The organism is Caulobacter sp. GW821-FHT05F04, assembly GCF_059419665.1.
Genome location: NZ_JBWKSF010000003.1, coordinates 151,249 through 167,621 on the forward strand (window position 1 = coordinate 151,249; position 16,373 = coordinate 167,621).

A 16,373-nucleotide genomic window follows, 5' to 3' on the forward strand; every position below is an offset into this window, starting at 1 on the left:
AATTTGGCGTAAAGGCCCGCCATGGTGGCGATTTTCCGTCCCCAAAAGAAGGACGGCGGACGGCCCGAAGGTCGCCCGCCGCGCGAGGTAGGAACGGAAACGCCTTACTTAGAAGGCCTTTTTGACGCCCAGTTCGATGGTCCGGCCCAACGGGTTGCCGGTCCACGGGTCGTAGCCGAACTCTTCCTGGGCCGGAGGCGGGTCGCGATCGAAGATGTTCGCGACCGTCGCGGTCAGGGCCATGTCGTCGCCCAACTGCAGGCGGTAGGTGAAGTCGGTCGTCACCCAGGCCTTGCCGTCTTCGCCGTACTGGACGCCGGCCCGCTCATCCTTGACCGCCGAGACGTAGTTGACGCCCAGGCGGAAGTTCTGGCGGCCGAGGCCGTAGTTGACGCCAAGGTTGGCGCGCAGCTTCGGGGCGGCCTGGGCGAAGGTGGCGAAGTTCAGCGTGCCCAGCCGATCGTCGCCGGTCGAGATGGTCACGCCATCCAGGGTCGTCGGGCCGGTCTTCAGCTCGGTGACCCGGGTGGCGGTGAAGCTGACGTCCAGATCACCGGGGCCGACCGGGAGACCGTAGGTCGCTTGAACGTCGAAGCCCTTGGTCGTCTGGCCCGGCCCGTTGCCGTAGCGGGTGGAGACGGCGGAGAAGCTCCCGACGCCGCTCATGCCCACAGCGCAGCCGCTATTGAAGGTGATACGGGCCAGCAGGGGCTGCTTGGCGACATCGCAGGTGGTGATCGTGCCGCCGGCGCCGTTGAACACCAGGCTGGCGATCTGGTTCGGGTCGGCGACCTGGCCGATCTGGTCCTTCGTGCGAATGTCGAAGTGGTCGACGATCAGGCGGAACTTGTGATCGTCGAACAGGCCCCGGCTCTGCCAGATCGCGCCGATATTGGCGGTCTTGGCGGTCTCGGGCTTGAGGTCGGCGTCGGTGATGAACTGCGCCGCCAGCCAGTTGCTGGCCGCCACGGTGTAGGTGCGCGCGGCCACCGTGATGGCGCCCGGCGTCACGCCCAGCGGCGGGGTCTGGTAGTTGGTGCCGTACGAGCCGCGCAGGGTCAGCGGACCCCAGACGTTCCACTTGCCCGACACCTTGTAGACAGTGGCGCCGAGGTCGTTGGAGAACTTCTCCTTGCGGGCGGCCAGCTGGACGTCGACGGTCGAGAACAGCGGCACCTGCAGCTCACCGAACAGCGAGTACTGGCTCTGGTCGGCCTGGACCGGCAGCGTCGGGGCGAACAGGACGAACGGGCCCGGCGCGTCGGGCGTGCAGCCTCGGAAGTTGGGATCGTTGGTCGGCAGCGGATTGGCCGGCAGGTTCGGCGAGCCCGGGCCGTTGGCGCTGGTCGTGCCGGCGGGCCACTCGCACTGGACCGTCCCGTTGTTGAACGGGCTGGAGACGATTTGGCGGCTCTCGAACGAGCGGTACTGGGCGCCGAGCGCCCAGCCCACTTCGCCGCCGGGCAGCTTCAGACCCGACAGGCCGTTGAACACCAGGTCGGCGGTGAAGTTGTTGCTCTTGGTTTCCACCGCGCGCGGATCGAACATCCAGAGGGAGAGATCCTCGGGGTTTTCGTGGCCGGCGATGTAGTTCGGGTTGGCTAGGCCGCGCACGGGTTGGCCCTTGAACGAACTGGAGAAGGGGTTCCAGTACTGGCAGCCGTTCTTGCCGGCGGCGGCGGCGTTCTGCGTGCCGAAGCGGGTCGGATCCAGGTCGGTGGCGTGGCAGTTCGAGCCGCCGAAGCCATTGAGGGCTTCCTGCAGGCGATAGCCGACGGTGTCGGCGTGGGTATTGTAATTGTAGGCGTCGTTATAGGTCAGGGCGAAGTCGTAGCCGACCGCCTTGGCGAATGGCGCGAGGTCGCCCAGGTCGCCAGTGACGCCCGCCGAAACGCGCCAGACCTTGTTGGTGATCTTGTCAGCCACGCCGAAGCCGTCGCCGCCCGAATAGTAGGGATTACCGCCGTGGCCGAACAGTCGGTAGGTGATCGGCGTGAAGCCCGAGGCGCCGACGATGCCGTGGGCGGTGGCGAATTCGGCCGCGAACGGGTTACTGATCGGCACGTAGAACTGGTTGACGGCGCCCGTCGTCAGGGCCGGACCGCGCGACACCGGCTGGGCCGGCGAACCCATCACCTGCGGCAGATCCACCTTGCCGTAAGAGGCGTCGGCGTGGAACTTCATGCTGTCGGTGATCTGCGCCTTCAGCTGGGCGTAGAGCCGGTAGGTGTCCTGGTTTTCCACCAGTCGGTAGTACGGGATGTAGTTGTAGGCGCAGGTGTAGGCGTTATCCATGCGGCCGCCGACGGCGGCGCAGCTGGCGGCGCTGAAGTCCGAGACGATGCCGCCCAGGTTCGCGCCCCACTCGCCGGTGTCCGTGGCGGTGGGCACGGCGGGCAGGGGACCGCGCGGCTGCCAGCCCGTGAGGTTGGTCAGGGTCGACCATGGGGCGGGATTGTAGCCGGCTCCTGGCGTCAGCGAGGCCTTGGTGAAGTCGCGCTCCAGCGTGTTCAGGCGCGAGCGGTGCTCGTACTCGGCCGAGACCAGCAGATTGACGCGGTCCTCGCCGATGCCGCCCATCACGCCGACCGAATAGTCGCCCTTCGAGCCCTTGATGTGCTTGTACTGGGCCTGGGCCTCCATCCCGACGAACTTGTCACGGGTGATGAAGTTGACGACGCCGCCGGTGGCGTCGGCGCCGTAGATCACCGCCGCGCCGTCCTTGAGAATCTCGGTGCGCGCCAGGGCGATCGAGGGCACGTTGGCGGTGTTCTGGTTCATCCGCCGGCCGTTCAGCAGCACCAGCGTCTTGTCGGCCCCGAGGCCGCGCAGATTGTAGTTCACCGAGCCGACCAGGGTCGGACCGCCGAAATAGTAGGACTCGCCGGTCGTCGGACCCGAGATGGTCAGGCTCTTGGCGAACTCCAGCGCTGTCGGCGAGCCCTGCTTTTCCAGCTGCTCCTGAGAATAGACCTCCACGGGGAGGGCGGCGTCCAGCGCCGAGCCCCGGATGTTGGAGCCGGTGACGACGATCTCCTCGACCTGGGTGGTGGGATCGTTGGTCGTCTTTTCCTGACCCCAGGCCGGGGCGCCCAGGCCCGCGATCCCGATCAACAGCGCGACGCCCGACGCGCTCATAAGCCCAATTCTCATGTGGCGAACCCTCCCGTTGAACGAGTCTCTAACGCTCATTCTCACAAGAGTGAGTATTGTAGCGTCGCCGCGATGGCGTCAATGATCATTGTTCGATGACTTCGGAGCGCGGCTCCGACGCGGCGATTGCCGTTATGGGAACGATTGACAGGGGCGCGCCGGGCCGACTACGCGGCGGACGGTAGGACCAGGAGGACGGTTTGGCAGGAGCCACCGCGGAGGAGGCCAAGGAGCGCCCGCGCACCAAGGCCGAACAGCGCGCCCAGAGCCTTGAGCAGATTCTGGACGCGGCCGAGTACCTGTTCTCGCAGAACGGCCTCTACGGCGTAACGCTGCGCGACGTGGCCGTGCGAGTGGGCATCCACACCACGCTGCTGAACTACTATTTCAAGGACAAGACCAATCTGTTCGAGGCCGTGTTCGCCCGGCGGGCCGGGGTCACGTCCGGCCGGCGGATGATCGCTCTGGAGCAGTACGAGCAGGCGGTGGGCGACAGGCCGACCGTCGAGGGCGCGCTGCACGCCTTTCTCGATACCGACCTCGACCTCTACTACGAGGGCGGCGAGCACTGGATGAACTATGGGGCGTTCTGCGCCCGGGTCAGCAACACGCCCGAGGGCGCGGCGCTGATGGACGAGCACTTCGATCCGGTGGTCCTGAAGCTGGTCGGCATCCTCAAGCGCGCCCTGCCGGACTATGCCGACGAGGAGATCTTCTGGGGCTACCACTTCGTCTCGGGCGCGCTGATGAACACCCTGGCGCGGACGGGCCGGATCGACCGGCTGTCCAGCGGCCTCTGCCACTCCGACGACTTTCCCGCGATCAAGAAGCGGATCGCGCGGTTCATGGCGGCGGGCTTCATCGCCCTGAAGGAATGAAGCCCGCGGAGTCGAAAACCCCGCCCTTCGACAAGCTCAGGGTGAGGTTTTCTACTAAACCGGCGCATCAGTAGTCCTCATCCTGAGCTTGTCGAAGGACGAGGACCGCCCCTGGAATTAGCCTCGTTCAGCCCGGCGGAAGATTCGGGCCAGCCACAGGAAGAGCCCGATCGCGATCACATAGAACGGGACCAGGGTGTAGAGCGCCATCTGCAGCGAATTGTGCGGATGGCTGGCTTTGAAGAAATCGCTGGCCGCGCCGACATAGGTCGGACCCAGGCCCAGGCCGATGAAGTTCATGACCAGCAGCAAGAGGGCGCCGGACATCACACGCTGGTCGGGGCGCACTTCCTCCTGGACCAGCGCCACCGACGACGACAGATAGAAGTAGTTCAGGAAAGTCGGGCCGATCAGCAGGGCCAGGGCCAGCGGCCAGGTCGGGGCCCAGACGAAGCCGACATAGAACGGGATCGCCAGGGTCAGGGAGATGACCGGGGCCATGGCGTAGACGACCTTGGACCTCTTGCGGAAGCGGTCGATCACCCGACCCGAGACAAAGATGCCAGCGCTCATGCCGATGCCGACGACCAGAGCGTACCAGACGGCGACCTCGTCGAGCGCCATGCCCTTCTCGCGCATCAGGAACAGGGTGGTGAAGTTGCCCAGGCCATAGGTCACGAACTGGGTCGCGCCGCTGCCCAGCGCGGCCAGCACCAGGGTGGGACGCGAGAAGAACATCTTCAGGGTCGACCAGAAGCCGGCCTTGGCGACCTTGATCTCGGTCCCGTCCAGGCCGCCGCGCGGCGGTTCCTTGACCACCAGCGGCAGGATCAAGGCGGCGGCCAGGCCGACGACGCCCAGGATCACGAAGGCGTAGCGCCAGTTGAACGCCGCGGCGATCGCCGCGCCGAAGGCGATGCCCAGCGCCGCGCCCACGGGCGGGCCAAGGTTGTAGATGCCCAGCGCCGTGCCGCGTCGGCCGGCCGGGAAGTAGTCGGAGATGATCGCGTAGGAGGGAGGCACCCCGCCGGCCTCGCCGAAGCCGACCGTCATCCGGGCGAAGGCGAACTCGCCATAGCCGCGTGACAGGCCGCAGGCCACGGTCGCCGCGCTCCAGATTCCGCAGGCCAGGGACAGCACCGCCACGCGGTTGGTGCGGTCGGCCAGCCAACCGACCGGAATGGCGATGAAGCAGTAGAACATCGCGAAATAGAGGCCGCCGATCAAGCCGAGCTGGCTATCGGAGCCGTGCAGGGTGTCCTGGATCGGCTTGGCCAGGATCGACATCAGCTGCCGGTCCAGGAAGTTCAGTACATAGACGAACCACAGCATGCCCAAGACTAGCCAGGCGCGGCGGCCGGGGGCGGGGTGAGGGTGGTCTGGACGCGCGGACAAGGCCGCGGCGCCATCGCGCTCGAGGTCGTTCAAGGTTTCCTCCCAGCTGCCCGTTCTCGAGCCTTGCTTGCAGCGAGGATGACCTCAATACCGGCCTCGCGTCAATATTCACACGCGAGTGAGTGAGTGTTGACAGCGGCCCAGATCACCGCCACCGTGGGCTCACAACGTCGACGCAAACGATCGACGCTCGTTAGGGGAGTGAACGCCATGAAGGCTGGACTGCTTGCGTCGGCATGCGCCGTCGCGCTCGGCGTGTTTTCGACAACACAGGCGCTGGCCCAGGCGGCCGGTGGCGATCAGGGGAGGGGCGACGCCGCATTGGTCGGAGAAGTCATCGTCACCTCGACCCGCCGTCCCGAAAAGCTGCAGGACGTGCCGCTCAGCGTCACCGCCTTCGACCAGAAGGAGCTGACCGCCAAGGGCATCGTCGGCTTCGAGGGTCTGGCCCGTCAGACGCCCGGCGTGGTGTTGAACCGCGCCACCGCCAACTTCAACAACTTCACCGCCCGGGGCATCGCGACCAACGGCTACGGCGCGAACCTGCAGAGCACGGTGGCCGTCTATGTCGACGAACTGCCGATCTCGACGATCGGCAACACCACCGTGCTGGACCCGAACCTGTTCGACGTCGAGCGCGTGGAGTTCCTGCGCGGCCCGCAGGGCACGCTGTTCGGCTCGGGCTCGCTGTCGGGCGCGCTGCGTATCCTGACCAAGGCGCCGAACCTGTCGAGCCGCGAAGGGGCGGCCCTGGTCGACTTCGGTCTGACCGGCTCGGATTCCTTGCGCCAACGCTACAACGGCATGCTCAACATGCCGATCGTCCAGGACAAGCTGGCCCTGCGCGTGGTCGGCTTCTACCGGCACGAGGAGGGCTATCTCGATAACCTCGGCACCGGCGTCCACAACTCCAATACCCTGGTCGACTGGGGCGGCCGCGCGACGCTGCTGTGGAAGCCCAACGACCGCCTGTCGGTGAAGGCGTTGTTCTCGTACGAGGACAGCAACCCGAAGGACTCGTCGATGGTCAATCCGGCCCTGGGCCGGAACAAGCGGGTCTCGGACCGGCCGGACCAGTTCGTGGGCGAGATGCGCAGCCACAACGTCACGGTCGACTACCAGTTCGACGGCGCGCACTTCACCAGCTCGTCGACCTATTCGAAGTTCGACCAGAAGTTCTATGTCGACCTGGCCGGCACGTTCGGCGGCGCGATCGCCTTCGCGCTCGACGCCGGCGGCTTCCAGAAGACCTTCGTCGAGGAGGCGCGTCTGGCGTCCGATCCCGGCGGCAAGCTCGACTGGGTGGTCGGGGGCTTCTATCTCGATCGCCGCCTGGACGTGGATTACTTCTACCGCTCCAATCCCGCCTTCCTGACCTCGCACGGCATCACCGGTCTGCCGGACGAGTACTACCAGCGCCAGTACACCCACATAAACTCGCAGGAAAAGGCCGCCTTCGGCCAGCTGACCTATCACTTCAGCGACAAGGTCTGGCTGACCGGCGGCATGCGTTATGGCCGGGTCGAGGCCCAGGGCTTCACCGAGGCCGGCGGCTATAGCAGCGCCTATCTGACCAACGCCCTGTTCGGCATCCGCGGGCCGCTGACCCTGACGCCGTTCGCGGCGGACAGCGGCGTCAAGGCGACGGGCAGCAAGCCCTCGTTCAAGGTCAGTCTGTCCTACAAGCCGTCGTCGACCCTGACGACCTACGCCACGGTGTCGACCGGCTTCCGCACCCCGGTGGTCAACGCCTTCGCCGGCCGGGCCAGCCTGGTCAATCCCAGCGACCTGATCATCCCGAACGGCGCCTCGTCCGACGACCTGACCAACTACGAGGTCGGGGCCAAGGGGCGGTTCCTGAATGGCCTCGTCTCGGCCAATCTCGCCGTCTACCTGATCGACTGGAGCAACATCCAGGTCCAGGCCAATCGCGTCTCCGACAGCGTGCAGTTCGCCACCAACATCGGCGCGGCGCGCAGCAAGGGGATCGAGCTGGAGCTGCTGGCCTTCCCGGCCAAGGGCCTGACCATCGGCCTGAACGGCTCGCTCAACGACGCCAAGGTCACCGAGCTGACCCCGGCCGAGGCGGCGATCTCCGGCGCGGTGGTCGGCGCCCGCCTGGCCTCGCCCAAAGTGCAGGGCTCGCTGTTCGTCAACTATGGCTGGGACCTGACGCCGAAGGCCAAGGCCAACCTGTCGGTCGTGCTGCAGCACGTCGGCTCGTATCCGGGCTCGTTCCAGCACGTGCCAGGCCAGCCCACCGTGACCAGCGCGACCTATGGCTTCACGGACTCGTACCAGAACGTCAACGCCACCTTCGCCGTGGCCATGGGCGACACCACGATCGGGGCCTATGTCGAGAACCTGTTCGACGACCACTCGATCACCTACGTCCACCCCGAGGCCTTCATCGCCAGCCGGTTCGCGACCATGCGGCCGCGCACGGCCGGCGTGCGGCTGGGCTATGCGTTCTAGGAGGGCGGCGGTGAGCAGCTTGTGTAAACGTCTACTCGTCCCGGCCCTGGCGGCCCTGGCGCTCGCGCCGGCCGCCGCCCGCGCCGAGGCTCCCGTGGTCAAGGCCCCGGCCGGCGCGGTGCGCGGCGTCGCCCAGGACGGCCTCGAGGTCTTCAAGGGCATCCCCTACGCCGCGCCGCCCGTCGGGCCGCTGCGCTGGAAGCCGCCCGCCGCCCCGGCCAGTTGGAGCGGCGTCCGCGACGCTCTGGACTTCGGCCCGTCCTGCCTGCAGCCCAAGCCGCGTCCGGGCAGCATCTATGCATCGCCCCTGAAGGCGTTCAGCGAGGACTGCCTGTCGCTGAACGTCTGGACGCCAGCCAAGGCCGCGAAGGCCCCGGTGCTGGTCTGGATCCACGGCGGGTCGCTGATCGGCGGCTCCAGCGCCGAGGGCCTGTACGACGGCGCGGCCCTGGCCAGGCGAGGCGTCGTCGTGGTGTCGATCAACTACCGCCTCGGCGTGCTAGGCTACATGGCGCATCCGGAGCTCAGCGCGGAATCGCCCGACCACGTCTCGGGCAACTACGGCCTGCTGGACCAGATCGCGGCGCTGAAGTGGGTGCGGACCAACATCGCCGCCTTCGGGGGTGATCCGGCCAATGTCACCATCGCCGGCGAGTCCGCGGGGGCCTTGAGCGTCATGTACCTGATGGCCTCGCCGCCGGCCCGGGGGCTGTTCAGCAAGGCCATCGCCCAGAGCGCCTACATGGTTTCGACGCCGGACCTGCGCGAGCCCAGGTACGGCCACATCCCGGCCGAGACCATGGGCGCGGCCACCGCCGCCAAGCTGGGCGCCAAGTCCCTGGCCGACCTTCGGGCCATGGACGCCGAGACCTTGACCACCGGCGCCCTGATGGCCGGTTTCCAGACCTTCGGCGCGGTTGACGGCAAGGTGCTGCCCAAGCAGCTGGTCGACACGTTCGACGCCGGCGAGCAGGCCCACGTGCCGATCCTGGCCGGCTTCAACAGCGGCGAGATCCGCTCGCTGCGCTTTCTGGCCCCCCCGCCGCCGGCCGACGCCGCCGCGTACGAGAAGGAAATCCGGGCGCGCTACGGCGACCTCGCCGACGATTTCCTGAAGCTCTATCCGTCCAGCGACGTGCCCGAGAGCGTGCTGCTGACCACCCGTGACGCGCTCTATGGCTGGACCGCCGAGCGTCTCGTGGCCAAGCAGACCGCCGTCGGCCAGGCCGGTTACTTCTACCTGTTCGACCATGGCTATCCGGCCGCCGACGCGGCCGGCCTGCATGGCTTCCACGCCAGTGAACTGCCCTACGTCTTCGGCTCCGCCAAGAGCGCGCCGCCGGCCTGGCCGAAGAATCCGGACACGCCCGAGGAGGCCAGGCTGACGGCGGTCATGGGCGACTATTGGGCCTCGTTCGCCCGATACGGCGCGCCCAGGGCCGCCGGCCAGCCGGCCTGGAAACCCTACGGCGCCGAGCGCGCCTACATGGCCTTCGTCGCAGGGCCCCAGCCAGGCGTCCGCCTGCGCCCGGGCATGTACGAACTGAACGAGGCGGTGATGTGCCGCCGACGCGCCCAGGGCGACACGCCCTGGAACTGGAACGTCGGCGTCGTCGCGCCGCCGCTTCCCCCTGGAGTGACTCAGTGCCGATAAGTAGTGCGCCGACGATTGACGGCGAGATGCAGGCCTTCGCCCTGACGCTCGACAAGTTCCTGGACCACGCCGCCAAGTGGCGGCCCGACGGCCAGGTGGTGACCGCGCGCGAGGGCGGACGGATCGACCGGGTCGGCTACGCGGATCTCCGCGACCGCAGCCTTCGGGTCTCCTCGGTGCTGGCGGGGCTTGGCGTGTGCAAGGGCGACCGCGTCGCCACCCTGGCGTGGAATACCCAGGACCATGTCGAGGTCTGGTACGCGATCATGGGCATGGGCGCGGTGTGTCACACGCTGAACCCGCGCCTGACCGCCGAGCAACTGGCGGCGATGATCGTCCAGTCGCAGGCCCGCGTGCTGATCGCCTCGGCCGATCTCGCGCCCCTGGCCCGCGAGATCATGGACGCCGCGCCGGGCGTCGAACGCCTGCTGATCATCGACGGCGAGGCGTCGGAAGGCCAAGCCCTGGAGCCACTGATCGCCGCCGCCAGGCCGGACGCCGTCTGGGGCCAGTTCGAGGAGACCGCGCCCAGCGGCCTGTGCTTCACCTCGGGCACCACGGGCGCGCCCAAGGGCGTGACCTATACCCACCGCTCCAGCTACCTGCACACCCTGCGGGCCCTTCAGGTGGACGTGATGGCGATCTCGGGCGCCGACGCCGTCTTGGCGGTGGTGCCGATGTTCCACGCCAATGCCTGGGGCCTGCCGTTCGCCGCGCCGGCGGTCGGCGCCAAGCTGGTCCTGCCTGGCCGCCACGCCGATGGCGCCAGCCTGGCCCGCCTGATCGCCGCCGAGGACGTCACGGTCGGGGTCGGGGTGCCGACGGTCTGGCTGGGCCTGGTCGAGCATCTGGACGCCACGGGCGAGCGCCTCCCGTCGCTGAAGCGCATCATGGTCGGCGGCGCGCCGATGCCCCCGGCCCTGATGGAGCGAATCGAGCAGGGCCTGGGCGTCACCGTCCAGACCAGCTGGGGCATGACCGAGCTGTCGCCCTCCGGCACCGTCGCGCCGCTGCACGCGCCGTCGCAGGCCGCGCTGTCCGGCCGTCCGGCCGTGGGCGTCGACCTGCTGCTGACCGACGCCGACGGCGTGGCCCTACCCCGGCAACGCGACGCTGAAGGTCACCTGCGGGTGCGCGGCGCGGCGGTGGTCGAACGCTATTTCGGCCAAGAGACCTCGGCCACCGACGCCGACGGCTGGTTCCCGACCGGCGACCTGGCCCGCATCGACGCGGCGGGGAACCTGATGATCACGGGCCGCGCCAAGGATCTGATCAAGTCCGGCGGCGAATGGATCAACCCCGCCGAGATCGAGGCGTTGGTCGCATCCTTGCCCGAGGTGTCGCTGGCCGCCGTCATCGGCCGGTCCGATCCCAAGTGGGGCGAGCGACCGATCCTGCTGGTCGAGACGCAAGGGGAGGTCAGCGACGAAGCGCTTCTGGACGCGCTGCGTGGCCGGGTGGCGACCTGGTGGATCCCCGACGCCGTCTATCGCCTGCCGCGCATGCCCCTGGCGTCGACCGGCAAGATCGACAAGATAAGGCTGCGAACGGAATACGGCGGCGGTTAACGCTTCGTCCGTCCACGCCTTTCGCCCAATGCCAGGAAGTCCCGCTCAGTGTCCGAAGCCGCCCCCACCCGTCGACGCACCACCAAGGCCGAACAGCGCGCCGAGAAGATGGAGCAGATCCTCGACGCGGCCGAGGAGCTGTTCTCGAAGCACGGGCTCCACGGCGTCACCCTGAAGGACGTGGCCAAGCAGGTCGGCGTGCACCACACGCTGATGAACTACTATTTCGACGACAAGAAAGCCCTGTTCGACGCGGTCTTCGCGCGCCGGGCGGTGGTGACCAGCGAGCGGCGGATGCGGGCGCTGGACGAGTACGAGGCGGCCTCGGCCGGCAGGCCGACGGTGGAGGGGGCCCTCCGGGCGTTCCTCGACACCGACCTTGATCTCTACATCGAGGGCGGGGAGGGCTGGAAGAACTACGCGGCCCTCGGCGCTCAGGTCGCCAACACGCCGGAGTGGGGCGCGTCGCTGATGGACAAGCATTTCGACCCCGTGGTGCTGCGCTTGATCGACCTGCTGAAGAAGGCCCTGCCGGACTGTCCGGAGGCCGATATCTTCTGGGGCTACCACTTCGTGACGGGGGCCTTGATGCTGACCCTGGCGCGCACCGGCCGGATCGACAAGCTGTCGGGCGGGGTCTGCAAGTCCGACGACTTCCACGCCGTGAAGGAGCGGATGGCCGCGTTCATGGCCGCCGGCTTCATCGCGGCCTGCGAGCGGCGCAAGGCCCAGGCCTAAAGGCGGCTTGCCCTGGGCGGGACAGTTCTGTCAAAGATATTCACTAACGAGATAGTGACTTAAGTGCGAGCTTCGGGCTCGTCGAGTTTTGGGGCGAGAAAGGAAGAGTTTCATGATGCTGCAAGGACGCGTCGCGATCGTCACGGGCGCCGGTGGGGGGCTGGGCCGCGCTCACGCGCTGTATCTGGCCGGGCAGGGCGCCAAGGTGGTCGTCAACGACCTGGGCCAGGAGGCCGCCGACCGCGTGGCCGCCGAGATCGTCGCCCAGGGCGGCGAGGCGTTCGGCGTCGCCGCCTCGGTTACGGATGAGGCCGCCGTCAACGCCATGGTCGAGCAGGTCGTGGCTCGCTGGGGCCGGGTCGACATCCTGATCAGCAACGCCGGCATCCTGCGCGACAAGACCTTCGCCAAGATGAGCCTCGATGACTTCCGCCTGGTGGTCGACGTCCACCTGATGGGCGCGGCGGTCTGCGCCAAGGCCGTCTGGGGCCTCATGCGCGAGCAGGGCCATGGCCGCATCGTCATGACCACCTCGTCGTCGGGCCTCTACGGCAATTTCGGCCAGGCCAACTACGGCGCGGCCAAGATGGCGCTGGTCGGGCTGATGCAGACCCTGGCCATCGAGGGCGAGAAGTACAATGTGCGGGTCAACTGCCTGGCCCCGACGGCGGCCACGGGCATGACCGAGGGCGTGCTGTCGGCCGAGAGCCTGGCCTTGCTCGACCCCGCCTTCGTCAGCCCAGGCCTGCTGGCCCTGGTCCAGGACGACGCTCCGACCCGCACGATCCTGTGCGCCGGCGCCGGCCACTTCGCCACCGCCAACATCACCCTGACCGATGGCCGCTATATCGGCGGCGGCGCGGACGCGGGCGAGCAGGTGATCCGCCAGTGGGACGGCGTTAGCGACCGCGCGGGCGAGATCGTCCCGGCCTACGGTTTCACCCAGGCCGAGCGCGAGGTCGCCAGCGCGGGTCTGATCGCCAAGGCTGTCGGGGAACGCGCGTGATGCGCCAGGCCGTCATCGTCTCCACGGCGCGTACGCCGATCGGCCGCGCCTATCGCGGGGCCTTCAACGACACCCCGTCGCCGACCCTGGCCGCCCACGCCCTGAGCCACGCGGTGCGGCGCGCCGGCGTGGCTCCGGACGAGGTCGAGGACTGCATCCTCGGCTGCTCGCTGCCGCAGGGCTTCCAGGCCACCATCGGTCGGATGGCGGCGCTGCGGGCCGGCCTGCCGGTCGAGGTCCCGGGCATGACCATGGATCGCCAGTGCTCATCGGGCCTGATGACCATCGCCACGGCCGCCAAGCAGGTCATCGTCGACCGCATGGACGTCATCGTCGCCGGCGGCGTCGAGTCGATCTCCCTGGTCCAGACGCCGCAGCTGCGGGTCGACCAGGATCCCGAGCTCGTGGCCCTGCACGCCGACGCCTACATGCCGATGCTGGACACGGCCGAGACGGTCGCGGCGCGCTACGGGATCACCCGCGAGGTCTGCGACCTGTACGCCCTGTCCTCGCAGCAGCGCGCGGCGGCGGCCCAGGAGGCGGGGCGCTTCGACGCCGAACTCGTCCCGATGACCGCCCGCATGAAGGTCGCCGACAAGGAGACTGGCGCCGTCTCGCATCGCGAGGTGACCCTGGGTCGCGACGAGGGCGTGCGTCCGGACACCACGCTGGAAGGCCTCGCCGCCCTGAAGGTCGTGCGGCCGGGCGGTACGGTCACGGCCGGCAACGCCAGCCAGCTGTCGGACGGCGCCTCGGCCTGCGTGGTCATGGAGGCGGACTTGGCCGAAAAGCGCGGCCTGCAGCCTCTTGGTCGCTATATCGGCATGGCCGTGGCCGGGACCAAGCCGGACGAGATGGGCATCGGCCCGGTCTTCGCCATCCCGCGTCTCTTGCAACGCTTCGATCTCAAGATCGACGACATCGGCCTGTGGGAGCTGAACGAGGCCTTCGCCTGCCAGGTCGTCTATTGCCGCGACCGCCTGGGCATTCCCGACGAGCTGCTGAACGTCGACGGCGGCGCCATCGCCATGGGCCATCCCTACGGCATGTCGGGCGCGCGCCTGACCGGCCACGCCCTGATCGAAGGCAAGCGCCGGGGCGCCAAGCACGTCGTCGTCACCATGTGCGTCGGCGGCGGTATGGGCGCGGCGGGGTTGTTCGAGGTCTTGTAAGGGAAAATGGAGCTCTAAATCCCTGTCATCCCGGAAGCCTCGCAGAGGCTGTCCGGGACCCAGGGGCCAAGGCCTGTGCGCCGGCCCCTGGGTCCCGGCTCTCCGCTTCGCTGCGGCCGGGATGACAAGGAATGGATCGCTCGTTCAGGCCCCTCAGGCCTTCGTCCCGAAAGCCGCGAGGAACGTCGCCACGGCGGCCTGAACCTCGGCGTCCACTTCGGCGAGGGAGGGTTCGCCGACATAGTTGACCAGCCGGGCCTTCAGCAGGCGGTTCTGGCAGAGGCCGATGAACTGGTGCGCCGCGGCCAGCGGATCCTCGGCGTGGATGCGGCCGTCGGCCTTGGCCCGCGCCAGATAGTCGCCGAGAATCTGCGCGCCGCGCATCGGTCCGGCCTCGTAGAAGGCGCGGCCCAGGTCCGGCGTACGCTCGGCGGCGGCGGTGATCAGCCGGAAGTGGCGCATGTTGCGGTCCGACAGCACATTGGTCAGGTAGCGGCGACCCACGTGGGTGAGGGCGGTCTTCAGGTCGCCGCCATCATCGAGCAGGCTGAACATCGCCTCGCGCTGCCAGTCGCAATAGCGCTCGATATGGGCCTGGAAGATCTCTTCCTTGCTCTTGAAGTAGTTGTAGAGCGTGCTCTTGGAGCCGCCGACCTTCGACGCGATGGTCGACATCGAGGCGGCGTCATAGCCCTCGGCCAGGAACACCTCGGCGGCGATGTCAAGGATCGCTTCGCGGCGGGCATCGCGATCCAGGCGGGGTTTGATCTCGGGCAGCATGATTCTTTTCCGACCGTACCGTACGGTCGCCTTGACTATAGCGCAGGTGAAGCCTACTTGCACCGCACCATATGACTATACCGTACGGTCACATCAAGGCGCTCGTTCATGCCGACCCTCTCTCCCCGCCGTAGCGTCCCCGTCTTCGCCGCCGCCAGCGCCCTGGTGCTGGCCGCATGTGCGAGCCTGCCCCCCGCGCAGCCCGCCCGCGTGGCGAAAACCCCTCAAGCCTACGAAACCGCCCAGACCCTGGCGGCTCCGAACGCCGACTGGCCGGCCGACGCCTGGTGGACGTCTTATGGCGACGCCCAGCTGAACGCCCTGGAGGACGAGGCCCTGAAGGGCTCGCCGACCCTGGCCGCCGCCGAGGCCCGCCTGCGCCGCGCCCAGTCGCTGGTCGCCCAGGCCAGGTCCGCCGACCTGCCGCGGGTCTCGCTGGGGGCCTCGGCCGCCGAGAGCAAGCAGAGCTATAACGCCGGCATCCCGCCCGCCTTCGTGCCGCATGGCTATAACGACATCGGCCGCCTGGCCCTCGACTTCAGCTGGGAGCTGGACTTCTGGGGCAAGAACCGCGCGGCCGTCGCCGCCGCGACCTCGGAAGCCAAGGCCGCCCAGGCCGACGCCGCCCAGGCCCGCCTGACCCTGTCGACCGCGATCGCCTCGACCTATGCCGAGCTGTCGCGCCTCTACGCCCAGCGCGACGTCGCCGATCAGGCCGTGCGCCTGCGCCAGCAGACCAGCGACCTCGTCTCCAAGCGCGTCGCCAACGGTCTCGACACCAAGGCCGAGAGCGAGCAGGCCGCGGCCGGGCCGCCGGCCTCGAAGGCCGAGCTGTCGGCCATCGACGAGCAGATCGCCCTGACCCGTAACGCCCTGGCCGCCCTGGTCGGCGCGGGTCCCGATCGCGGTCTCGCCATCGCCCGTCCGGCCAATGCGACGATCAAGCCGTTCGGCCTGCCGGCGAACTTGCCCGCCAACCTGATCGGTCGCCGCCCCGACGTGGTCGCCGCCAAGTGGCGGGCCGAGGCCGCGACCTCGCGCACGAAGCAGGCCAAGGCCGCCTTCTATCCGGACATCAACCTGTCGGGCTTCATCGGCGCCCAGTCGCTCTATCTCGACAAGCTGTTCTCCAGCGGCTCGGACATCGGCCAGGTCGGTCCGGCCTTGAGCCTGCCGATCTTCGAGGGCGGTCGCCTGCGGGCCGGCCTGCGCGGCGCCGAGGCCGATCGGGACGCCGCCGTGGCCAGCTATGACGGCGCCCTGACCCAGGCCCTGCGCGAGGTGGCCGACGTCACCGCTAGCGAGAAGGCGCTCACCAGCCGTCTGGCGGACGCCCGCGCGGCCCTGACCGCCAACGAGAACGCCTACCGCATCGCGCGCCTGCGCTACGAAGGCCAGCTGTCGACCTACCAGTCGGTGTTGCTGGCCGAGCAGTCGGTCCTGACCCAGCGCCGGGTCGTCGCCGACCTGGAAAGCCGCGCCTTCGCGCTCGACATCGCCCTGATCCGCGCCCTCGGCGGCGGCTTCACCGGCGCCTGAACCCAATCCCCAAAG

The 16,373-nt window shown here is 68.4% G+C and carries 11 protein-coding genes; 8 read left to right on the forward strand and 3 right to left on the reverse strand.

All coding sequences use genetic code 11. The annotated features are described in order from the left end of the window. Positions 1–108: 108 nt before the first annotated feature. Positions 109–3,153 (reverse strand): TonB-dependent receptor domain-containing protein, encoded by a 3,045-nt coding sequence (locus AC07R7_RS09355; protein ID WP_494634951.1) that lies wholly within the window; start codon positions 3,151–3,153, stop codon positions 109–111. A 200-nt stretch (positions 3,154–3,353) separates the two neighbouring features. Here AC07R7_RS09355 and AC07R7_RS09360 point away from each other — a divergent pair, with 200 nt between their 5' ends. Then, a complete protein-coding gene (locus AC07R7_RS09360) occupies positions 3,354–4,031 on the forward strand; it encodes a TetR/AcrR family transcriptional regulator (RefSeq protein ID WP_494634952.1) in 678 nt (225 codons plus the stop codon). A gap of 117 nt (positions 4,032–4,148) precedes the next feature. Here the strand turns inward: AC07R7_RS09360 and AC07R7_RS09365 are convergent, their stop codons facing one another. Continuing rightward, complete coding sequence (locus AC07R7_RS09365; protein WP_494634953.1) at positions 4,149–5,459, reverse strand: spinster family MFS transporter; 1,311 nt, start codon at positions 5,457–5,459, stop codon at positions 4,149–4,151. Positions 5,460–5,636: 177 nt separating this feature from the next. Here AC07R7_RS09365 and AC07R7_RS09370 point away from each other — a divergent pair, with 177 nt between their 5' ends. The 6 genes from AC07R7_RS09370 to AC07R7_RS09395 all read left to right on the forward strand — a co-directional run bounded on the left by AC07R7_RS09370 (position 5,637) and on the right by AC07R7_RS09395 (position 14,039). Beyond that, the gene (locus tag AC07R7_RS09370) at positions 5,637–7,901 is read left to right on the forward strand and encodes a TonB-dependent receptor (RefSeq protein WP_494634954.1); all 2,265 of its coding nucleotides are present in this window, start codon (positions 5,637–5,639) and stop codon (positions 7,899–7,901) included. Next, positions 7,891–9,555: a carboxylesterase/lipase family protein gene (locus AC07R7_RS09375; protein WP_494634955.1), complete on the forward strand. Its 1,665-nt coding sequence runs from the start codon at positions 7,891–7,893 to the stop codon at positions 9,553–9,555. Before AC07R7_RS09370 ends, AC07R7_RS09375 begins: the two co-directional genes overlap by 11 nt. Before the next feature lie 26 nt (positions 9,556–9,581). Continuing rightward, complete coding sequence (locus tag AC07R7_RS09380) at positions 9,582–11,123, forward strand: AMP-binding protein (RefSeq protein WP_494635227.1); 1,542 nt, start codon at positions 9,582–9,584, stop codon at positions 11,121–11,123. A gap of 108 nt (positions 11,124–11,231) precedes the next feature. Further along, complete coding sequence (locus AC07R7_RS09385; RefSeq protein ID WP_492887953.1) at positions 11,232–11,861, forward strand: TetR/AcrR family transcriptional regulator; 630 nt, start codon at positions 11,232–11,234, stop codon at positions 11,859–11,861. A 112-nt stretch (positions 11,862–11,973) separates the two neighbouring features. Further along, the gene (locus AC07R7_RS09390; RefSeq protein WP_494634956.1) at positions 11,974–12,867 is read left to right on the forward strand and encodes an SDR family NAD(P)-dependent oxidoreductase; all 894 of its coding nucleotides are present in this window, start codon (positions 11,974–11,976) and stop codon (positions 12,865–12,867) included. Then, positions 12,867–14,039, forward strand: a complete 1,173-nt coding sequence (locus AC07R7_RS09395) for an acetyl-CoA C-acyltransferase (protein ID WP_494634957.1) — start codon at positions 12,867–12,869, stop codon at positions 14,037–14,039. Before AC07R7_RS09390 ends, AC07R7_RS09395 begins: the two co-directional genes overlap by 1 nt. Before the next feature lie 153 nt (positions 14,040–14,192). On the opposite strand, the gene AC07R7_RS09400 is transcribed toward AC07R7_RS09395, so the two are convergent. Beyond that, entirely contained in the window at positions 14,193–14,819 is a 627-nt protein-coding gene (locus tag AC07R7_RS09400) for a TetR/AcrR family transcriptional regulator (protein ID WP_492887763.1), read from the reverse strand. A 108-nt stretch (positions 14,820–14,927) separates the two neighbouring features. Here AC07R7_RS09400 and AC07R7_RS09405 point away from each other — a divergent pair, with 108 nt between their 5' ends. After that, positions 14,928–16,358 (forward strand): efflux transporter outer membrane subunit, encoded by a 1,431-nt coding sequence (locus AC07R7_RS09405; RefSeq protein WP_492887764.1) that lies wholly within the window; start codon positions 14,928–14,930, stop codon positions 16,356–16,358. Positions 16,359–16,373 lie beyond the last annotated feature (15 nt).